The sequence below is a fragment of the Planktothrix rubescens CCAP 1459/22 genome (genome assembly GCA_904830895.1).
GTDB classification, from domain to species: Bacteria; Cyanobacteriota; Cyanobacteriia; order Cyanobacteriales; family Microcoleaceae; genus Planktothrix; species Planktothrix agardhii.
The window spans coordinates 221,012-241,516 of the sequence record LR882958.1; the positions used below are offsets into that span (position 1 = coordinate 221,012).

The following is a 20,505-nucleotide window of genomic DNA, read 5'->3' on the forward strand; positions in this document are numbered from 1 at the left end:
CCGAGATCACACCCCCTAAATCCCCCTTAGTAAGGGGGACTTTGACTTTCTGGTTCCCCCCTCAAAAAAAGGGACTTTGAACATCCGGTTCCCCCCTTGGGGGGCTAGGGGGGTCTAGGGGGCAGGTTAAGAAGGATTTATACAGGTGTAGTTTCTGGGGGTTTACCTTCCGAAATTGGGGCTGATTTCCCTTCAGAATGACCGTTATTACCCTTAGTTTCTAACGGACGAGCGGCCATATATTCATACATTTTCCAACGGGTACTGACGTCTTCTTGGGCTTCTTTTAACAACCGTTTGGCATCAGCAGGTTTGCTCTTGGTCAACATTTTGAAACGGTTTTCCGCATACATAGACGCCTCAACGGTTTTCTTAGGTGATTTAGAATCCAAAATTAACGGGTTTTTGCCTGCTTCTTTCAAGTCGGGGTTATACCGATACAGTAACCAACGGCCACTTTCCACCAGATCTTTTTGATGGGTCATAGCCGTTGTCATATTAATCCCGTGGGCAATACAGTGAGAATAGGCAATAATAATTGATGGCCCGTCGTAGGCTTCCGCTTCCAAGAACGCCTTCAGCGTGTGTTCATCCTTGGCCCCCATCGCCACACTCGCCACATAAACGTTACCGTAGGTCATGGCAATTAGGCCTAAGTCCTTCTTGGGTGACGCTTTTCCTCCGGCTGCAAACTTAGCAACCGCGCCGCGGGGGGTGGCTTTCGAGGACTGACCCCCGGTGTTGGAATAAACTTCGGTATCCAAAACCAAAATATTAACGTTACGGCCACTGGCAATAACATGATCTAAGCCACCGTAACCAATATCATAGGCCCAACCATCTCCCCCAATAATCCAAACGGATTTTTTAACTAAATAATCAGCCAAACTGAGTAACTGTTGGGCGTCAGGGGAATTGACTCCTTGCAGTTTTTCTTTGAGTTGGACGACCAGTTTCCGTTGTTCCCAAATATCAGCCTCTGATTTTTGGGAATTATCAGTAATTTGCGTAACTAAATTATCCCCGACGTCGCCGCCTAGTTTATGTAACAATTCCAGAGCAAACCCAGCGTGTTTGTCAATGGACATACGGAAGCCTAAACCAAATTCGGCGTTATCTTCAAATAAGCTATTAGACCAAGCCGGGCCGCGACCGTCGGCGTTTGTTGTCCAGGGGGTTGTGGGTAAGTTCCCGCCATAAATAGAGGAACATCCGGTGGCGTTAGCCACGATCATCCGATCGCCAAATAACTGCGTGACTAACTTAATATAGGGAGTTTCGCCACATCCGCCACAGGCGCCGGAGAACTCAAATAACGGTTCTTGCCATTGTTGTTGACGGATCAAATCTGGCCGTAATTTTAACCGATCGGGGTTGGGAATACCCAGGAAAAAGTCCCAATTCGTCGCTTCTTGTTCCCGCAGGGGTAACTGGGGTTCCATGTTGATCGCTTTTCTTGAAGGCATGGATTTATTTTTTGCCGGGCAAACATCCACACAGATGCCACATCCGGTACAGTCTTCCGGGGCAACTTGGATGGTGAATTTTTCCCCGGTAAAGACTTTATCCTTAACGTTGGTAAATTTGAAACTGGCGGGGGCGTTTTCCAGGGCAGCCTCATCGTAAGCTTTACCCCGAATTGTGGCATGGGGACAAACCATCACACATTTACCACACTGGATACAGACATCCGCATCCCAAACCGGGATATCCTGGGCGACGTTGCGTTTTTCCCATTTGGAGGTTCCGGTGGGATAAGTACCATCGCAGGGCAGTTTACTAACGGGTAAATCATCCCCCCGTCCGGCGATCATCATGCCTTCAACTTCTTTAACAAAGGTAGGGGCTCCGACGGATACGGGTTCGGCCCGCCGTAGTAGAGACGTGCCATGGCGCGTCTCTACAACATTGGCAACGTTGACTTCATAAAGGTGTTCTAGGGTCTCATCAACGGCCTTTAAGTTTAAGCGAACAATTTCTGCTCCTTTCTTACCATAGGTTTTTTCGATCGCTTTTTTGATTTGGGCGATCGCTTCTTCCCTTGGCAATACTTTCGCTAAGGCAAAGAAACACACCTGCATAATAGTATTGATCCGGTTTCCCATCCCCGTATCACGGGCAACTTTATTGGCATCAATAACATAGAATTTCAGATTTTTTCTAACAATATCTTCCTGAATTTCTAAGGGCAGATATTCCCAAACTTGATCGGGGCCGTATGGACTATTTAAGAGGAAAGTTGAACCTTCCATCGCGCATTGGAGAACGTCTAATCTTTCGATAAACGTCCATTGATGGCAACCGATAAAATTAGCTTGACTAATTAAATAAATCGACCGGATCGGTTGCGGCCCAAAACGCAGGTGAGAAACGGTAACAGCCCCGGATTTTTTGGAGTCATAAACAAAATATCCTTGGGCATAATTATCGGTTTCTTCCCCAATAATTTTGATTGAGTTTTTATTCGCGCCAACGGTACCATCTGCACCTAAACCGTAGAACATCGCCCGCACCACGTTATCGGGTTCGGTGGAGAAGTTGGGATCGTATTCTAAAGATGTGTGGCTGACATCATCATTAATACCGATGGTAAAGTGATTTTTGGGTTTAACCCCCCCTTGATAAGTAACCCCCTCTTGATCCCCGCCTTGGTAAGGGGGGGTTGGGGGGGTAATATTCTCAAAAATACTCTTAACCATTGCCGGGTTAAATTCCTTGGAAGATAACCCATAACGTCCACCTACTAAGACTTTAAGATTTTTAATCTTAGCTTTAAGAGTATCGTTATCTCCTAACATCACTTCTTGAACCGCCGTAACCACATCCAAATAGAGAGGTTCTCCACTAGAACCGGGTTCTTTTGTCCGATCTAAAACCGCGATCGCTTTGACAGTTTCTGGCAGTTCAGCAATTAATTGTTCCCCATCCCAAGGCCGATATAATCGAACTTTTAATACCCCTAATTTTTCCCCTTGGGCATTCAAATAATCCACGGTTTCATGGACGGTTTCACAACCGGAACCCATGAGAATAATTACCCGTTCGGCATCGGGGGCGCCGTGATATTCAAATAGTTTATAATTACGTCCCGTCCGTTGCCCCAATTTATCCATTGCCCGTTGTACAATTTCGGGGGTTTGATCATAAAAAATATTAACGGTTTCTCGGCCTTGGAAATAAACATCGGGGTTTTGGGCCGTTCCTCGCAGGACAGGACGGTCAGGTGTTAAAGCGCGGTTGCGATGTTCATAAACGTATTTATCATCGATTAATTCTCGGATATCACTATCCTCTAATAGTTCAATTTTTTGGACTTCATGGGAGGTACGAAATCCGTCAAAAAAGTGAATAAAAGGAATTCGTGATTCTAGGGTGGATGCCTGGGCAATTAAGGCCATATCCTGGGCTTCCTGCACCGAGGCGGAACACAACAGGGCGAACCCCGTGGCCCTAGCTGCCATCACATCACTATGGTCGCCGAAAATAGATAACCCTTGGGCGGCTAAGGAACGGGCGGCCACTTGGATCACGGCACAGGTTAACTCTCCCGCGATTTTGTAGAGGTTGGGGAGCATTAACATTAACCCTTGGGATGCGGTGAAGGTGGTTGTCAGGGAACCCGCTTGTAAAGCCCCGTGTACGGCCCCAGCCGCCCCGCCTTCGCTTTGCATTTCTACCACGGCCGGAACCGTCCCCCAGAGGTTTTTATCCCCCACGGAGGCCCAAGCATCAGCCCATTCTCCCATGGGTGAGGACGGGGTGATCGGATAAATGGCGATAACTTCACTCAAACGATAAGCAACACGAGCAACGGCTTCGTTACCATCTAGGGTTGCATAATTTTTTGTATTCATTCTTGAAATTCCTCTCTTTAATAAAAACTTGATGCGATGGCGTAGCCGCCACTTTGTGGCATCGCCCGCTTTCCTACAGAATTCTTTTGGCAATTTACGCGCCTGAATTCATACTTGGTGATGTTTAGTTGGAATTTACGATCATTGTAATTCTGTAGTTAAACAGACGGAATTTTCCTTAACAATTAATTCAGCTTTCCCTAATAATCTCCGTCGTTGTTTAATTGAGGGTTTTCCATAGGTAAATCCTGATCGAGATTAAAACATCCTTAAATTTTGATTAAGAATTTTTGAGGTCTACTTTCCCTGAGTTACTGCTTTAGATCATCTAATAAAAATGGGGAAAAGTGGATCATTGCTTAACGTTTTTTAACTTATTGTCATCATTTGTTGTAAGTCCGTTAAGGTTTGTTGGGCTGCCTGTTCATCCACAATACTCAAAGCAAAACCGACATGAACAATCACATAGTCACCCACTTGAACCTCTGGAACATAAGCTAAGTTGACTTCCTTGACCATTCCACCAAAGCTGACTTTGCCGACTTTTGCCAAGGGGTCATCACCGGAAATACTCAATAATTGACCTGGAATTGCTAAACACATCGGGTGCACCTAAAAATGTTACGTTTTTTGAAGCAAGGAGGGAAAACTGATGAAAAATCCAGACCATTTCTTGTGGTAGGGATTGTCCCAGTATTTCAGTCCGATTAATACCACATCCATTATTAACCCAGGCCGATTAATTCTTTTCTTTATTTTAATACTTTTTTCCATAAATTAGCAGTAGACTTACAACTTAGGAGAGAAGTTGGAACCCAACCCAGAATTATCGAGATAAACAACACAACCGTTGTTTATACAACTCTCAACCTAGTCTATAATCCTTGAGTCCCCAAAGGTTCATGATTAAATTTGTGACCCTTTTGTGGTGAACTGAACCCAACTTTTCTAAAGGTATATTTGATTACAAAATGAGTGTCAAAATCCACATCATTAGTAGAGAACAGAACTATGCAATCTTCTACGGTAACGACTGCAAAAGCCGATAAACCCAAAGCTGGAGCCACAAAAGGAGGCGATAAACGGTTTAAAGTCCTGGATATGACCATGAAGCGCAACCAATATCGTCAGGACGCCTTAATTGAGGTGCTACATAAAGCCCAAGAATCCTTTGGCTTTTTAGAAGAAGATGTTCTAATTTATGTGGCCAGAAATCTGAAACTTCCCCTCAGTTATGTCTATGGAGTCGCCACCTTCTATCATTTATTCTCCCTTAAACCCAATGGCGCTCATACCTGTGTGGTTTGTTTAGGAACAGCTTGTTATGTCAAAGGGGGCGGGGATGTCTTAACCGCCTTAGAAGCCCGAACCGGAATTAAAGCCGGGGAAACCACCGCCGATGGTCAAATTTCGATTATGACCGCCCGTTGTATTGGGGCCTGTGGTATTGCTCCGGCCGTTGTCTTTGATGGCAAAGTAGCCGCCCAACAGACCTCGGAAATGGCCTGCGATCGCATGGCGGCATGGGAGCAGGGGGAGTAAGAGAGTAGGGGGGCCGGGGAGCCGGGGGGAGTAGGGAAGTGCGAGCGTCCTCGCTCGCTGACCTTAACCAAAAGTTAGCAAGTCTGACCTTAACCAAAAGTTAGCAAGTCTGACCTTAACCAAAAGTTAGCAAGTCTGACCTTAACCAAAAGTTAGTAAATGCCAGCCTGACCTTACCCCAATATTTTACGAGTTAGCGAGCGAGGACGCTCGCACTGCTGATTGATAACTGATTTGTCTTGATACTTGCCTGTTGCCTTTATAGAGGAAAACAAAAATTATGGAATATAGCGAATTATTAGAATTAGCCGAGAAGGAACAAAAATCCCAAAAACCGATCCGGGTGCATTGTTGTACCTCAACCGGATGTGTGGCCTCAAATTCCTTGGGTGTCAAAGACCAAATGGATGCAGCCGTGAAAGCCGCCGGACTTGAGGAAAGAGTGCAAGTAGTCGGGGTCGGTTGCATGGGATTTTGTGGCCGGGGGCCGATCGTAGAAGTCGAACCCGTCGGACTCCAATACGAGAGAGTGACGCCCGAAGAAGCCCCCTCTATTATTGAAGCCCTGAATGGGGGAGAGGCTAAACCCGTCCTAGGCGATCGCCACCATCCCTTTTTTAGTGGCCAACTGCTAATTGTTCGAGAAAATAGCGGTAAAATTGACCCGGAAAAAATTGGTGAATATATCGCCGTAGGTGGATACCAAGCCCTGCACCATGCCGTTTATGAAATGAGTCCGGCCGAGGTGGTAGCTGAAATTACTAAATCTGGGCTCCGGGGTCGAGGCGGGGCCGGATATCCTACGGGATTAAAATGGGCCACCGTTGCCAAAATGCCCCCCGGACAGAAATATGTGATTTGTAACGCCGATGAAGGAGATCCCGGCGCCTTTATGGATCGGAGTGTGTTGGAAAGTGACCCCCATCGGATCTTAGAAGGAATGGCGATCGCTGGATATGCTGTTGGTGCGACCCAGGGTTATATCTATGTCCGGGCCGAATATCCCCTGGCCATTTCCCGTCTACAAAAAGCCATTCAACAGGCCAAACGCCAAGGGATTTTAGGGAGTCAAGTCTTTGGATCGGGGATAGATTTTCGCATTGATATTCGGGTGGGGGCGGGAGCCTTTGTATGTGGGGAAGAAACCGCCCTAATTGCCTCCATTGATGGGGGACGTGGCACTCCTCGCCCTCGCCCGCCCTATCCCGCCGTTTCCGGGTTATGGGGGGAGCCCACCTTAATTAATAACGTCGAAACCTTAGCCAATATTGCCCCAATTATTAAAAAAGGTAGCGACTGGTTTTCCAGTATCGGCACAGAAAAAAGCAAGGGGACTAAAATTTTCTCCCTCACGGGCAAAATTCGGAATACCGGTTTAATTGAAGTCCCCATGGGAATTAGTTTACGGACAATTATCGAGGACATGGGGGGCGGTATTCCCGGCGGGGTGAAGGTGAAAGCCGTGCAAACTGGAGGGCCATCGGGAGGTTGTATTCCCGCAGAACATTTGGATACCCCGGTAGATTACGAATCCTTGGCCCAATTAGGATCTATGATGGGGTCAGGGGGTATGGTGGTACTGGACGAAGATACCAGTATGGTGCAAGTTGCCCAATTCTATATGGAATTCTGTCGGGGGGAAACCTGCGGAAAATGTGTTCCCTGCCGCACCGGAACAGTCCAACTGTATCAAATGTTAACCAAAATTCTCAATAAACAAGCTACTACCGCAGATATTGAGAAAATGAAACTGTTGTCGGAAATGGTCAAAGCCACCAGTTTATGCGGACTCGGACAAACAGCCCCTAACCCGGTCTTGAGTACGTTGCGTTATTTTCCAGAGGAATATCAGGCATTATTGCAACCAGAAGAAAGCGGACGGGTTTCGGGGTCTTAACATCCCTAAAAATGGGATGGTTTCTATCTGCAATGGGTGACTATTTATTGGTATCAACAAAGATAAAATTCACCCATTGTATCCAATACTTGCAAGTAAGGATAATAAAAAATGTTTTGCGAACAATGTGAACAAACCGCCAGTGGAAATGGCTGTCATCAATGGGGGGCTTGTGGTAAAAGTCCAGAAGTTAATTCAATCCAAGATTTATTAGTCTATTGCTTACGCAGTATTGCCCCCATTGCTTTAAAAGCTTATGAGTTAGGTATTCCTAATCGAGAAATTGATCGTTTTACCTGTGAAGCGATGTTTTCAACGATGACGAATGTTAACTTTAGTACGAAGCGATTTGCTGATTCTGCCCAACAGGTTTTACAATTGCGAAAAACCTTAAAACAAGCTGTTGAAAATCAGAGTCCCACCCCAATTTCCTGGCCAGAAATTTGTAATTATCAGCCGGATTTTGAGGGGGATTTATCCGAACAGGGACAACAGTTTGCCTTAGATTTAATTCAAAAAGCCAGTGGGAATATTGATATCTATTCCTTGCAATTAACCACCATTTATGGCATTAAAGGATTAGCTTCCTACGCCTTCCACGCCTACGAACTGGGTCAGGAAGATGAGAAGATTTATCAGTTTATCTATGAAGCCTTAATTGCTTTAGATCGGCAGGATTTAGACTTAAATGCCTGGGTGGGTTTAGCCTTGAAAGTCGGAGAAATGAACCTACGGGCGATGGAATTATTAGATGCCGGACATACCGGACATTATGGACATCCCACCCCGACAAGTGTTCCCTTAAATCATCGTCAAGGTAAGGCTATTTTAGTCTCTGGACATGATATTAAACAGTTAGAAGCCCTGTTAAAACAAACCGTAGATACGGGGATTACGGTTTATACCCACGGGGAATTATTACCCGCCCATGGATATCCGATTTTAAAACAAAATTATCCCCATTTGTTCGGACATTTTGGCACAGCATGGCAGAATCAAACCAAAGATTTTGCTAAGTTTCCTGGGGCGATTGTGGTGACAACAAATTGTTTAATGCCGCCCCATGAAACCTATGATCAAAAACTGTTTACTCTTGGGCCCGTGGGCTATCCGGGGTTAGGCTATTTACCCTCCGATGCTGATGGTATTCCTGACTTTACTCCAGTGATTCAAGAAGCGCTAGAACTCCCCGGCTTTTTGGATGATGAAACCCCCCGGGAAGTGAAAACCGGATTTGCCCATAATGCAGTTTTAAGTGTAGCTGATCATGTGGTTGAAGCGGTTAAAGCAGGGAAAATTCGTCACTTCTTTTTAGTCGGCGGTTGTGATGGGGCCAAACCCGGACGGAGTTACTATACAGAATTTGTGGAAAAAGTTCCCCAAGATTGTGTTGTCCTCACCTTAGCTTGTGGAAAATTCCGCTTTTTTGATAAAGAATTAGGTGAAATTGGTAACATTCCTCGATTGATGGATGTGGGACAATGTAATGATGCTTATTCTGCCATTCAAATTGCTTTAGGATTAGCTAAAGCTTTTGATATTGGTGTGAATGAATTACCCCTATCAATGATTTTGTCATGGTATGAACAAAAAGCTGTAGCGGTGTTATTAACTCTGTTATATTTGGGGATTCAAGACATTCGTTTAGGCCCGACATTACCCGCTTTTATTTCTCCGAATGTGTTCCAATTACTATCGGACACCTATCATCTGAAAGCGATTTCTACCCCCGATGAAGATTTAGCCGCTTGTTTAGCCTAGGGTTAATTTCATGGGTGTCAAAGACGGCCGAAAAAATCTGATTGTAGCCGAATCAGATCCCCCTAAATCCCCCTTAAAAAAGGGGGACTTTGAAATCAATCCGGTTCCCCCATTACTAAGGGGGGTTAGGGGGGTCAAACCCTAAAAAATCATGTAAAAATTATTAGGAAAAACTGCTATAATGAAACCAGATACATCTTAAAGTTAAAGGATTAAATTTGATATTTAAACCTCAGAGGAGATGAAAAAATTATGTCCGTAAAAACCCTAAAAATAGATGGAATTGATGTTGCTGCTGAAGAAGGAACATCTGTACTCAAAGCCGCCGAAGAAGCCGGGGTCAAAATTCCCAAACTCTGTCATTTAGACGGGGTTTCTGATGTGGGTGCTTGTCGGTTATGCCTAGTAGAAATTAAAGGAATTAATCGTTTATTACCAGCTTGTGTAACCGAAGTTGCAGAAGGTATGGAAGTCTGTACCCAAACCCCCCAACTGCAAGAATATCGACGCATGACCGTGGAGTTATTATTCGCAGAAGGAAATCATGTTTGCGCCGTTTGTGTTGCTAATGGTAACTGCGAATTACAGGACGTTGCAATTGAAGTGGGCATGGATCATAGCCGTTTTCCCTATCGCTTTCCTGACCGGGAAGTAGACATTTCTCATAGTAAATTCGGCATCGATCATAACCGTTGTATTATGTGTACTCGGTGTGTGAGAGTTTGTGCTGAAATTGAAGGAGCCCACGTCTGGGATGTCGGCTATCGGGGAGCCGCAGCTAAAATTATTAGTGGTTTAAATCAACCCTGGGGGGATGTGGATGCTTGTACCTCCTGTGGTAAATGTGTCGATGCTTGTCCCACGGGTTCAATCTTTAAAAAAGGTACTACCACGGCGGAAATGCAACGGGATAGTGAAAAACTAGAATTCTTAGCAGATGCAAGAGGGAAACATCAATGGACAAGATAAAATTTGCTACGGTTTGGTTGGCGGGTTGTTCCGGTTGCCATATGTCGTTTTTAGACTTAGATGAATGGCTGTTTGATCTCGCGGAAAAAGTCGATGTTGTCTTTAGTCCGGTGGGTTGTGATATCAAAGAATATCCTGAAAATGTCGATGTTTGTTTAGTGGAAGGGGCGGTTGCCAATGAAGAAAATTTAGAGTTATTATATCAAGTCAGAAAACGGACTAAACTCTTAATTTCCTTTGGAGATTGTGCGGTAACAGCTAATGTTCCGGCGATGAGAAATATGTTAGGCAGTACGGAACCTGTCTTAAAACGCTGTTATTTGGAACTGAGTGATATTGGGGCTCAATTGCCTAATGAACCGGGTATTGTGCCTGAACTTTTAGAGCGAGTTCGTCCGATTCATGAATTAGTTGATATTGACATCTTTTTACCCGGATGTCCTCCTTCTGCGGATAGAATTAAATCGGCGATCGCTCCTTTATTAGAAGGAAAAAGACCCGTAATGGAAGGACGGGAAATGATCAAATTCGGTTAATCGTTGTTGCGCTTAAGCGCACGAGAGGATATAAATTATAACCCTTAATTTTCATCCTCAAATCTAATAAAGATGCGCTGAAGCGCAACAACAATTTTTAGATGCGCTGAAGCGCAACAACGGGATAGAAATGCTCAATCTTAATAACAAATTACAGAGGTTAAAAATATGTCTAAAACCGTTATTATTGATCCCGTAACTCGGATTGAAGGTCATGCTAAAATATCAGTCTATTTAGATGATGCGGGAGAAGTCGAAAATGCCCGTTTTCACGTCGTAGAATTTCGCGGTTTTGAAAAATTCTGCGAAGGAAGACCGATGTTTGAAATGGCTGGAATTACCGCTCGAATTTGCGGAATTTGTCCCGTTAGTCACCTCTTAGCTTCTGCAAAAACCGGGGATAAAATCCTTGCAGTGCAAGTACCTCCGGCGGGGGAAAAACTGCGCCGGATGATGAATTTAGCCCAATTAATTCAATCCCATGCTTTAAGTTTTTTCCACCTCAGTAGTCCTGATTTTCTATTAGGTTGGGATAGTGATCCTGCTAAACGCAATGTCTTTGGTTTAATGGCGGCTGATCCTGATTTAGCTCGGGCAGGAATTCGCCTGCGTCAGTTCGGACAAACGGTAATTGAACTATTAGGAGCCAGAAAAATTCATGCGGCTTGGGCCGTTCCCGGTGGGGTGCGTTCTCCCCTTTCCGATGAAGGCCGAGAATGGATTATTAACCGCTTACCTGAAGCTCGACAAACCACCGAATTAGCTATTAGTATCTTTAAGCGTTTATTAGATACGGAATTAAAAACCGAAATTGATGTTTTTGGCAAATTCCCCTCATTATTTATGGGGTTAGTTGCCCCCGATGGTACTTGGGAACACTACGGCGGACACCTAAGATTTATTGATAGTAATGGGGAAATTGTTGCCGATGGTTTGAGTGAAGATAACTATCAAGATTTCCTGGGAGAAGCCGTTGAAAATTGGTCTTATTTGAAGTTTCCCTATTACAAACCCCTGGGATATCCCGATGGTATTTATCGCGTTGGGCCCTTAGCAAGATTGAATGTTTGTGACTGTATTGGTACCGAAGATGCAGACCGAGAATTAATTGAATTTCGGCATCGGGCGGGGGGACGGGTAGCTACTTCTTCCTTCTTTTATCATTATGCTCGTTTGGTGGAAATTCTCGCTTGTATTGAAGCCATTGAACAGTTAGTTGATGACCCTGATATTATCTCAAAACGGGTGCGTTCAGAGGCGGGGATTAACTGTTTAGAAGGAGTGGGAGTTAGTGAAGCTCCACGCGGCACTTTATTCCATCATTATCAAGTAGATGAAAACGGATTAATTAAGAAAGTTAACTTAATTATTGCCACCGGACAAAACAATTTAGCCATGAATAAAACCGTGACTCAAATTGCCCAACATTATATTCATGGAAATGAGATTCCAGAGGGAATGTTAAACCGAGTCGAAGCCGGAATTCGGGCTTATGATCCTTGTTTAAGTTGTTCCACCCACGCCGTCGGACAAATGCCTTTGCACATCCAATTAATTCAAAAGGATGGAACAGTAATTAAAGAAAAATACCGCCATTAACCCCACCGTTGTTGCGCTTAAGCGCAATCTTAATGGCTAAAGCCCAACAACATTTTTCAATCCCGTTGTTGCGCTTAAGCGCAATCTTAATGGCTAAAGCCCAACAACGGATTTATGATATTAGGAGGCAAAAAATGCCAAAGGAAAACTTATATTTATGTATGGGTTCTGCTTGTCATCAGCTTGGAGTGTATGAAGTGTTACCGAAATTGCAAGCCTTGATGAGTGAATATGATATTGATCACAAAATTGAGCTAAAAGGCTCATTTTGTTTAGAAACTTGTAGTTCGGGAATTGTGATGAAATTTAAGGACTTACATTTTATTAATATTAGTCCTCAAAATATTGAAGATAGATTTTTGCAAGAAATTCTTCCCGCCATTAAAGATCAGAATTGAGATAAACACCATGTTAGAAACAACTCAGAATCACCTCTGGCAACTTTTGTGGGAATATGATCCTAACGGTTTAATTGCCGTAGATTCAGACTTGATGATTAAAGTTGTTAATCCGGCTTTTTGTAAACTATTTAATGTTGAAGCGAGTGAAATTATTGGTAAACCCGTAACCGAAATTTTAGGGAATGTAGATCATTTTAAAACTGTTTGGGAAACTAATCAGGTAATTCGGGGACGGGAAACAGAATATCCTGAATATCATTTGTATATTCGAGAGTTTATTTTTCCCATTAAGGAAGAAAATATTATTGGCTGTATTATGAGCGATATTACCGCCGAAATGGAACGTAAAAAAGAAACGGATATAATCAAGGCAGAAACCGTTAAAAAAGTGAATGAAGTAGTTGATAATCAAATGAAAGTCGCTCAAGAAATTGCCGGGTTATTAGGAGAAACCACCGCCGAAACTAAAATTAGTTTACTCAAAATTATTGAACTGGTGAATCAGTAAACTATCGGAAACCGGGTTTCTATCTATTCCCTATATTTTAATAAAATTAATATGAGTCAAGATAACTTTTTTGATATTTGTCACCTGAGTTTGAATAAAAAAGGCGAAGAACTTTGTGGTGACCAAGTTAAATTTACCAAAAGCGAAACTAAAAGCACTATTGTTTTATCCGATGGTTTAGGAAGTGGGGTAAAAGCGAGTATTTTAGCCACCTTGACCACGGAAATTTTAATCACCATGTTAAATGCGGATGTTCCTTTAGAGGAAGTGATTAAAACCGTGATTGGAACTTTACCTATCTGTCAGGTGAGAAAAATTGCCTATGCAACTTTTACGATTATTTCGATTAATCATTTAACCAATGAATTTAAAGTAATTAATTTTGATAATCCGCCAATTCTTTATTTTAAAAAAGGTCGCATTGTTAAATTAGAAACCAAAATTGATAAGATTTTAGGGAAAAAAATTCAATATTCAGAAGGAACATTAGAGCGGGGAGATTTTATTGGGGCGATTAGTGATGGTATCCTTTATGCGGGGTTAGGGGATACGATGAATTTTGGCTGGGGTTGGGATAATATTGCTAAATACATGGAGAGAATTTTTATTAGTCAAGCGACTAATTCTCGAACAATTATTGAGCAAGTAATGTCTGAAACCCGTTCTTTATATCGGGAAAATATTGGCGATGATGCAACTTTTGTGGGGGTTTATGTTAGAAAACCTAACCCGGTCATGATTTTTACTGGCCCGCCTTTAGATATTACTCAGGATGAATTATATGCCGATAGGTTATTAAATTTCCCCGGCAGAAAAGTAATTTGTGGCGGAACAACTGGAAATTTAGTCGCAAATTATATGGGAGAAACTATTGAAATGGATATTGCAACCATGCGAAAAGATTTACCGCCTATTGGTAAACTAAAAGAGGTGGATTTAGTTACAGAAGGAATTTTAACGATTTCTAAAGCCACGGAAATTTTGAGAAAATGTAAGGGGGATATTGCCCGGTTAGCTTCTGATAATAATGGGGCGGTTTTATTGGCGCGGGAAATTATCGAAGGAGATTCGATTTATTTTTTAGTAGGTCAACAAATTAATGAGTTTTATCAGAATCCTTTATTACCTAAAAATATTTCAATTCGTCGTAACTTAATAGAAGATTTAGTCCAGTTACTTCGCAGTCAACAAAAGGAAGTTGTGATAGAATATTGTTAATAATAAATATAGAAAATAATATGATTTTAATTGTCGGATATGGGAATCCCATTCGAGTAGATGATGGTGTTGGTCAAGCGGTAATAACAGAGGTTGAACAGTGGAATTTAACGAATGTGCGATCGCTTTCTATCCATCAACTCACCCCCGCAGTTGCCGCAGAAATGGCGGAAGTTGATACGGTTATTTTTGTCGATGCTGCTTTAGAAGGAGATACGGTTAATATTATTTCCTTGGAAGCCTTACCCTCAAAATATCTCAAGCGCAACAACGAATTTATTCAACCTCAATTAACGATGCCAAATGGTTTGATTTCCAGGTTGATCAATTAGGGTAATTCCTAATGCTTTCAATTGATCTCGAATCCGATCGCCTTCGGGATAATTTTTAGCTTTTTTCGCCTCTGACCGTTGCTGAACTAAGGCTTCAATTTCACTATCACTTAACCCTAAATTCTGACTTTCCTCTGGTTTTGCTTCTAACCCGAAAACCGTGGCTAATTCCATTAAAGTTTGCCAAGTTTTCTGTAAGTGTTCGGTCGGGGTATTAATATCGCCTCCATGAATTAATATATTGCGATCGCGTCTTAATTCCTTGGCTAATTCAAACAAAATTACTAACCCTTCCGGGGTATTAAAATCATCATCCATTGCCTCTTTAAACCGACCAATAGCATCATCAATTAAGGTTTTTTCATCGGGTTTAAAGCCTAATTTATCGCCATATTCCCTACCAAATAATAGCCCCTCTTTTAACGTATTCCATCCATTTTCAGCCGAAGCGATCGCCTCATCGGTAAAATCTAAAGGTTTGCGATAATGGGCTTGTAAAATAAATAAACGAATCACCATCGCATCCAAAGGACTATCTAATAAACCGCGAATTGTGGTAAAATTTCCTAAAGATTTAGACATCTTTTCACCACTCACCCTCACCATGCCATTGTGCATCCAATAATTGGCTAAAGGTTGATGAGTTGCGCCTTCAGATTGAGCAATTTCATTCTCATGGTGAGGGAAGACTAAATCCCCGCCGCCGCCATGAATATCAATGGTATTTCCTAATAGCGATCGCACCATTGCAGAACATTCAATATGCCATCCAGGGCGACCTTTTCCCCACGGTGAATCCCATGCAGGTTCCCCTAGTTTTGCGGCTTTCCAGAGGGCAAAATCCGAGGGATCTTTCTTCTTAATTGTATCGGTATCGGAGGAGGAAATTCGACCACTCGCACCCGCTTGTAATTGTTCCTGTTGGCGGCCGGATAATTTGCCATAATCGGCAAAATCTTTTACACTATAATAAACATCTCCATCGACTGCATACGCAATACTTTGATCTACTAATTCTTGGATTAATTGGATAATTTGGGGAAGATGTTCCGTCACCCTGGGATAAGCATTTGCATCCCGAATATTCAAGCGTCGGATATCTTCAAAATAGGCTTGAATATATTTATTAGAAACCGCCTCCATTGTTGCGCCTTCTAATTTGGCCCGGTTGAGAATTTTATCATCAATATCGGTAAAATTCTGAATATAATTAACGGTATAGCCACTATATTCTAAATAGCGTCTAACTATATCCCAAGCAATATAGGATCTAGCATGACCTAAATGGCAATAGTCATAAACCGTCACCCCACAGCAATACATTTTAACCTTTCCTGCTTCTAAGGGTTTAAAATTTTCTTTTTGGCGAGTTTGAGTATGATAAATTTTGATAACCATATTTTTGATCACGGATTTAGACGGATTTCACGGATTTCACAGATTTTTAAGAGTTAACAATCAACATTTAAACGGATTTTTAAGAGTTAAAAATCAACAGTTGACTTCTTTAAAAAAACAACTTCTCGCCCCGGTATGACAAGCGATATTGCCAATTTGTTCTATTTTTAATAATAGAGTATCGGCGTCACAATCATAATATAATGATTTCAGTTTTTGAATATGTCCTGATGTTGCTCCCTTGTGCCATAATTCAGAACGAGAACGACTCCAATAGTGAACTTCCTTAGTTTCTAGGGTTTTTTGAATAGATTCTTTATTCATCCAAGCCATCATTAAAATAGTACCATCTTGGGCGTCTTGAGCGATCGCTGGAATTAACCCTTGCTCATTAAATTTTAATGCTTCTATCCACAAATAATCTTGATTCATAGTTGAGTTAATATTTTAATTTAATTAATCCCTTAAACTTCAATATCAAGATTAGGATCACAGTTTTGAGCCTTTTTCTTGAAGGTTTGAAAAATATTATAAAAACCGTTAGCGCGAGAAGGAGTTAAACTCGCTTGTAATCCAGTTTCTTGAATAAACTCAGGGTTAAGTCCAACAACTTCTGTGGGAGTCATTCCATTCATTCCCATAATTAAAAAAGCAACTAATCCCTTAGTTAATTGAGAATCAGAATCCCCGTGAAACTGAACTTTTCCCTGTTCATCTAAGTTAGCAATCACATAAACCTGTGACACACAACCAGGAACTTTATTATCAGGAATTTTCTGATCTTCTGGAAAGGTAGGAAGTTTTTGGGCGATAGTAATTAATTGTTCATAACGCAATTTATTAGAAGAAGCACGTTTAAAACGCTGTACAATCCGTTCTAAACTAGGAGGTAAAGGGCTTGTGGTAGAAGACATAATCCAAAACCATAAAATTTCTACCTAAGTTTAGCAGGTGTTGGTTAGTGGTTGGTGAGTGACTTTTGGTGTGGCTATCGTAGCGCACGCACCCTAGGATTCAAGATTTCAAGCAACGAATGGCTTCTAATAACCCCCGGGCTTTATTCAAGGTTTCCTCATATTCTTTTTCAGGTTGGGAGTCAGCAACTACACCCGCCCCCGCTTGAACACTAACTTGATGTTCACCTTGACCCTGGTTTTGAACAATCATTGTGCGGATAGTAATAGCAGTATTGAGTTGTCCTTCAAAATCATAGTAACCATAAACGCCGGAATAGGGGCCACGACGACACCCTTCTAATTCATGAATAATTTCCATCGCCCGAATTTTCGGCGCGCCGCTCACAGTCCCGGCGGGAAAACAGGCTTTTAACAGATCCCAGGCGGTTTTATTTTCTGCTAATTCTCCAATCACATTACTAACAATGTGCATCACATGAGAATAGCGTTCAATTACCATTAATTCATCAACTTTAACTGTTCCCATCCGACAAACTCGGCCTAAATCATTGCGTCCCAAATCGACTAACATAATATGTTCCGCGACTTCTTTAGGGTCTTTTAATAAATCTTCCCCTAACGCTTGATCTTCTTGATGGGTTTGACCTCGGCGCCGAGTACCCGCAATGGGACGGACGGTGGTAATTAATTTTCCTTCTAGGTTTTTGTCCGCTTTCACCATAACTTCTGGACTAGAACCGATTAATTGCCAGTTTCCAAAGTTAAAATAAGCCATATAAGGAGAAGGATTAATTAACCTTAAAGAACGATAAAGGGAAAAGGGATCGCCGGAATATTCGGCTGTTAATCTTTGGGATAAAACCACTTGAAAGATATCCCCGGCTTTAATATGTTGTTTGCCTTTTTCTACATTGGTGCAAAATTGCTCCTGGGAAACATTACTAATATAGCTTAAAGGGGTTTGCTCACCCTGTTCACGGGGGGTTGGGGGGGCGGGGGGAGTCCATTCTAAAAGGGTATTTTCCGGGGATAATGGCGATTGTAATTTAGCCACTAATTGTTTAACCCGATCACAAGCTTGTTGATAGGCCGTTTCTAAATCTGTATTCCGAGTATCAGCATAAGCGATCGCCCAAATTTTACGTTTAACCTGATCAAAGATTAATAAATTATCAACCTGCATCCATAACCCATCGGGTAAATCATCGGAATTGGGGGAATGTACAGGGACACGGGACTCGATCCATTGAATTAATTCATAACCCCAAAACCCAAATAGTCCCCCAATTCCGGCGGGTAACTGGGGTAATTTTACCGGATGATAGGGTTGTAAACAATCTTGTAGGGCTTGGAAGGGATCGCCTATAAATTCTTGAATTGTTCCATCTCGCCATTTTTGTACCGTGTGGTCGCCATGAGCTTCTAAAATCCAAACTGGATCACAACCCAAGAAACTATAACGCCCGATGCTTTCTCCACCTTCAACAGATTCCAAGAGAAAATTATAGGGTTGATTGGCACAAACCCGATACCAAGCCGAAACCGGAGTATCTAAATCAGCCACCCATTCTTGATAGACCGGAATAAAATTTCCTGTGGAAGCCAGTTGAGCAAATTGGGAGAAATCGGGAAAAATCATAGCGGCGAACAATAAAAAAAATAAAGGATGAAGGTAAGAATAGACTATCCTCCATCCTAATATGTTTAGGGCATTGCCCTGGTTAATTGCACCTGATCGGTCTAAACGTCAGAGGTGGTTTTAGTTGTGAATTTGACTTTAACTGGATCAACATTGCTACCAATATTGTGAGCAACGCTATTCACAGATTGACGTCCTTCGTTGACTTTTTCAGGGAAAACGCCATCTTTAGGATGCAGGTATTCAGTTTCGCCGTTAGGGAAAACCCGATAGATTTTATAGTTGTCGATTTTGGGTTTGAATTTCGACCGCAGTTGAGTCCCTAAAGCTAGACACTGTTCCTTACGGGCTAAATACATCAGGTTGTCCCCTTCATTCATAATGGCTGCGCCACCTGTGGGCATTTCAAACACCTGTTCTTTGCTGCTAGTCCAGGTAATCGCATATTTTTCTTCAACTAGGGCTTTTGTTAATAAGCCACCAGTGCTACCACCAAACTTAGGCGGTGTTCCAGTCAGTGCTTCTGCCATAGGAATATCACTCAAATTATGTTTTTAGGGCATCCTAACACTGATGTTACCCTTGTCTATAGCAGTCGTAAAGAACCGTTACAGAAATTAGCAGGGTAGAGGGAGTCACTCTTAACTACAAAAACTTTTTTGACAAACGGGCCAGATTGCTCTAATCTCAAATACAATATTCAAAAATTCAATGCGTGTTCAATCTTTTCGTCTTTTTAGGGGATTTCAGGTTCCTTCCGTATCAACGGCTATGACCTTTTGTGGATTAGTCCTTACGATTTTATTTCTATTAATAGCATTATTATCACCTTTATTTTTAAATTGGGGATGGATACAAAGTCCTACGGAGTTTCTTTCTAACCCCATCCATCAACCGCCGTCTTCTCAACATTGGTTGGGAACGAGTCGTTTAGGATATGATGTCTTTTCTCGGACATTATTTGGGACTCAAGTAGCTTGGCAAGTCGTTTTATTAGCAACAATTTTGAGTGTGGGAATCGGTGTACCATTGGGAATGGTGAGTGGATATTTAGGGGGAAAAATAGATCGGGTTTTATTATTTTTAATGGATACGATTTATACTTTACCCGGATTGTTACTTTCAATTACTTTAGCGTTTGTGGTAGGAAAAGGGGTTTTGAATGCAGCGATCGCCCTTAGTGTAGCCTATATTCCTCAATATTATCGCGTGGTTCGCAATCACACTACTTCGGTTAAAACGGAATTATTTATTGAAGCCGCCCAAGCTTTAGGGGCAAGTACCAGTCGAATTTTAACCCGTTATTTGTTTTTAAATGTGATCCAAAGTGTTCCGGTATTATTTACATTAAATGCGGCGGATGCCATTTTAACTTTAGGGGGATTAGGATTTTTAGGCCTAGGTTTACCCGATGAAATTCCCGAATGGGGACATGATTTAAGAATTGCCTTAGAAGCATTACCCACCGGAATTTGGTGGACAACTTTATTCCCAGGTTTAGCATTAACCATCATGGTCGTTGGTTTATCTCTCTTAGGAGAAGGATTAAACGATTTTCTCAATCCCCGTTTGCGGAATCAACGTTAATAATAGGGAACAGGGAACGCCGGATCTGGGAACAGCCCCCCAAACCCCCCGTGCCCTGGGGGCTAACAGGGAACAGCCCCCCAAACCCCCCGTGCCCTGGGGGCTAACAGGGAACAGGGAACAGCCCCCCCAAACCCCCCGTGCCCTGGGGGCTAACAGGGAACAGGGAACAGCCCCCCCAAACCCTCCGTGCACGGGGGGCTAATAGGGAATAGCCCCCCCAAACCCCCCGTGCACGGGGGGCTAGGGGGGGAGGGAATAGGGAATAGGGAACAGGGAATAGAAATAATAAAAAAGTGATGTCTATAAAAAAATGGCTGTCCTCAATTATTGGGACAGCATTTTAA

General features: G+C 42.5%; 18 protein-coding genes. 11 read left to right on the forward strand and 7 right to left on the reverse strand.

The features are described 5' to 3' along the window. Positions 1–137: 137 nt before the first annotated feature. Both nifJ and NMG86_RS01120 read right to left on the reverse strand, forming a co-directional pair. On the reverse strand, positions 138–3,854 hold the full coding sequence (nifJ, locus tag NMG86_RS01115) for a pyruvate:ferredoxin (flavodoxin) oxidoreductase (RefSeq protein ID WP_026798743.1): 3,717 nt from the start codon (positions 3,852–3,854) through the stop codon (positions 138–140). A 369-nt stretch (positions 3,855–4,223) separates the two neighbouring features. Further along, positions 4,224–4,457 carry a HypC/HybG/HupF family hydrogenase formation chaperone gene (locus NMG86_RS01120; protein ID WP_026788310.1) on the reverse strand — a complete coding sequence of 78 codons (234 nt, stop codon included), beginning with the start codon at positions 4,455–4,457 and terminating at the stop codon, positions 4,224–4,226. 408 nt (positions 4,458–4,865) lie between these two features. Here NMG86_RS01120 and hoxE point away from each other — a divergent pair, with 408 nt between their 5' ends. The 10 genes from hoxE (at position 4,866) to NMG86_RS01170 (ending at position 14,617) form a co-directional block, all read left to right on the forward strand. Continuing rightward, positions 4,866–5,396, forward strand: coding sequence for a bidirectional hydrogenase complex protein HoxE (hoxE, locus tag NMG86_RS01125; protein WP_026788311.1), 531 nt, complete (start codon positions 4,866–4,868; stop codon positions 5,394–5,396). Positions 5,397–5,676: 280 nt separating this feature from the next. Next, positions 5,677–7,293: a NuoF family protein gene (locus tag NMG86_RS01130; RefSeq protein ID WP_026795091.1), complete on the forward strand. Its 1,617-nt coding sequence runs from the start codon at positions 5,677–5,679 to the stop codon at positions 7,291–7,293. Positions 7,294–7,404: 111 nt separating this feature from the next. Further along, the gene (hcp, locus tag NMG86_RS01135; protein WP_026788313.1) at positions 7,405–9,054 is read left to right on the forward strand and encodes a hydroxylamine reductase; all 1,650 of its coding nucleotides are present in this window, start codon (positions 7,405–7,407) and stop codon (positions 9,052–9,054) included. A gap of 252 nt (positions 9,055–9,306) precedes the next feature. Then, entirely contained in the window at positions 9,307–10,023 is a 717-nt protein-coding gene (hoxU, locus tag NMG86_RS01140) for a bidirectional hydrogenase complex protein HoxU (RefSeq protein WP_026788314.1), read from the forward strand. Continuing rightward, positions 10,011–10,559 (forward strand): NADH-quinone oxidoreductase subunit B family protein, encoded by a 549-nt coding sequence (locus NMG86_RS01145; RefSeq protein ID WP_026788315.1) that lies wholly within the window; start codon positions 10,011–10,013, stop codon positions 10,557–10,559. The genes hoxU and NMG86_RS01145 overlap by 13 nt, the downstream gene beginning before the upstream one ends. Before the next feature lie 168 nt (positions 10,560–10,727). Then, positions 10,728–12,158 carry a Ni/Fe hydrogenase subunit alpha gene (locus NMG86_RS01150; RefSeq protein WP_026788316.1) on the forward strand — a complete coding sequence of 477 codons (1,431 nt, stop codon included), beginning with the start codon at positions 10,728–10,730 and terminating at the stop codon, positions 12,156–12,158. 89 nt (positions 12,159–12,247) lie between these two features. Beyond that, a complete protein-coding gene (locus tag NMG86_RS01155) occupies positions 12,248–12,556 on the forward strand; it encodes a (2Fe-2S) ferredoxin domain-containing protein (RefSeq protein ID WP_233423081.1) in 309 nt (102 codons plus the stop codon). 10 nt (positions 12,557–12,566) lie between these two features. Continuing rightward, positions 12,567–13,067, forward strand: a complete 501-nt coding sequence (locus tag NMG86_RS01160) for a PAS domain-containing protein (protein ID WP_026788318.1) — start codon at positions 12,567–12,569, stop codon at positions 13,065–13,067. Positions 13,068–13,118: 51 nt separating this feature from the next. After that, positions 13,119–14,285: a SpoIIE family protein phosphatase gene (locus NMG86_RS01165; protein WP_026788319.1), complete on the forward strand. Its 1,167-nt coding sequence runs from the start codon at positions 13,119–13,121 to the stop codon at positions 14,283–14,285. 20 nt (positions 14,286–14,305) lie between these two features. After that, positions 14,306–14,617, forward strand: coding sequence for a hydrogenase maturation protease (locus NMG86_RS01170; RefSeq protein WP_051340272.1), 312 nt, complete (start codon positions 14,306–14,308; stop codon positions 14,615–14,617). Here the strand turns inward: NMG86_RS01170 and cysS are convergent. The 5 genes from cysS to NMG86_RS01195 form a co-directional block, all read right to left on the reverse strand. Then, complete coding sequence (gene cysS, locus NMG86_RS01175) at positions 14,576–16,015, reverse strand: cysteine--tRNA ligase (protein ID WP_026788320.1); 1,440 nt, start codon at positions 16,013–16,015, stop codon at positions 14,576–14,578. The two genes, NMG86_RS01170 and cysS, sit on opposite strands and share 42 nt — an antisense overlap. Positions 16,016–16,108: 93 nt before the next feature. After that, the gene (gene hisI, locus NMG86_RS01180; protein WP_026796820.1) at positions 16,109–16,447 is read right to left on the reverse strand and encodes a phosphoribosyl-AMP cyclohydrolase; all 339 of its coding nucleotides are present in this window, start codon (positions 16,445–16,447) and stop codon (positions 16,109–16,111) included. A gap of 32 nt (positions 16,448–16,479) precedes the next feature. Continuing rightward, the gene (locus tag NMG86_RS01185) at positions 16,480–16,929 is read right to left on the reverse strand and encodes a SufE family protein (protein WP_026796821.1); all 450 of its coding nucleotides are present in this window, start codon (positions 16,927–16,929) and stop codon (positions 16,480–16,482) included. Between the two features lie 100 nt (positions 16,930–17,029). After that, the gene (gene trpE / locus NMG86_RS01190; RefSeq protein ID WP_026796822.1) at positions 17,030–18,571 is read right to left on the reverse strand and encodes an anthranilate synthase component I; all 1,542 of its coding nucleotides are present in this window, start codon (positions 18,569–18,571) and stop codon (positions 17,030–17,032) included. 101 nt (positions 18,572–18,672) lie between these two features. Then, positions 18,673–19,101 (reverse strand): photosystem I reaction center subunit II PsaD, encoded by a 429-nt coding sequence (locus tag NMG86_RS01195; RefSeq protein WP_026795097.1) that lies wholly within the window; start codon positions 19,099–19,101, stop codon positions 18,673–18,675. Between the two features lie 181 nt (positions 19,102–19,282). Between NMG86_RS01195 and NMG86_RS01200 the strand changes: the two genes are divergently transcribed. Beyond that, the gene (locus tag NMG86_RS01200) at positions 19,283–20,158 is read left to right on the forward strand and encodes an ABC transporter permease (protein WP_026796823.1); all 876 of its coding nucleotides are present in this window, start codon (positions 19,283–19,285) and stop codon (positions 20,156–20,158) included. Positions 20,159–20,505: the final 347 nt, after the last annotated feature.

Excerpts from the sequence above, each read along its gene's own strand:
- nifJ (WP_026798743.1), bottom strand. The coding sequence starts at position 3,854 with ATGAATACAAAAAATTATGCAACCCTAGATGGTAACGAAGCCGTTGCT.
- NMG86_RS01120 (WP_026788310.1), bottom strand. The coding sequence starts at position 4,457 with ATGTGTTTAGCAATTCCAGGTCAATTATTGAGTATTTCCGGTGATGAC.
- hoxE (WP_026788311.1), top strand. The coding sequence starts at position 4,866 with ATGCAATCTTCTACGGTAACGACTGCAAAAGCCGATAAACCCAAAGCT.
- NMG86_RS01130 (WP_026795091.1), top strand. The coding sequence starts at position 5,677 with ATGGAATATAGCGAATTATTAGAATTAGCCGAGAAGGAACAAAAATCC.
- hcp (WP_026788313.1), top strand. The coding sequence starts at position 7,405 with ATGTTTTGCGAACAATGTGAACAAACCGCCAGTGGAAATGGCTGTCAT.
- hoxU (WP_026788314.1), top strand. The coding sequence starts at position 9,307 with ATGTCCGTAAAAACCCTAAAAATAGATGGAATTGATGTTGCTGCTGAA.
- NMG86_RS01145 (WP_026788315.1), top strand. The coding sequence starts at position 10,011 with ATGGACAAGATAAAATTTGCTACGGTTTGGTTGGCGGGTTGTTCCGGT.
- NMG86_RS01150 (WP_026788316.1), top strand. The coding sequence starts at position 10,728 with ATGTCTAAAACCGTTATTATTGATCCCGTAACTCGGATTGAAGGTCAT.
- NMG86_RS01155 (WP_233423081.1), top strand. The coding sequence starts at position 12,248 with ATGGCTAAAGCCCAACAACGGATTTATGATATTAGGAGGCAAAAAATG.
- NMG86_RS01160 (WP_026788318.1), top strand. The coding sequence starts at position 12,567 with ATGTTAGAAACAACTCAGAATCACCTCTGGCAACTTTTGTGGGAATAT.
- NMG86_RS01165 (WP_026788319.1), top strand. The coding sequence starts at position 13,119 with ATGAGTCAAGATAACTTTTTTGATATTTGTCACCTGAGTTTGAATAAA.
- NMG86_RS01170 (WP_051340272.1), top strand. The coding sequence starts at position 14,306 with ATGATTTTAATTGTCGGATATGGGAATCCCATTCGAGTAGATGATGGT.
- cysS (WP_026788320.1), bottom strand. The coding sequence starts at position 16,015 with ATGGTTATCAAAATTTATCATACTCAAACTCGCCAAAAAGAAAATTTT.
- hisI (WP_026796820.1), bottom strand. The coding sequence starts at position 16,447 with ATGAATCAAGATTATTTGTGGATAGAAGCATTAAAATTTAATGAGCAA.
- NMG86_RS01185 (WP_026796821.1), bottom strand. The coding sequence starts at position 16,929 with ATGTCTTCTACCACAAGCCCTTTACCTCCTAGTTTAGAACGGATTGTA.
- trpE (WP_026796822.1), bottom strand. The coding sequence starts at position 18,571 with ATGATTTTTCCCGATTTCTCCCAATTTGCTCAACTGGCTTCCACAGGA.
- NMG86_RS01195 (WP_026795097.1), bottom strand. The coding sequence starts at position 19,101 with ATGGCAGAAGCACTGACTGGAACACCGCCTAAGTTTGGTGGTAGCACT.
- NMG86_RS01200 (WP_026796823.1), top strand. The coding sequence starts at position 19,283 with ATGCGTGTTCAATCTTTTCGTCTTTTTAGGGGATTTCAGGTTCCTTCC.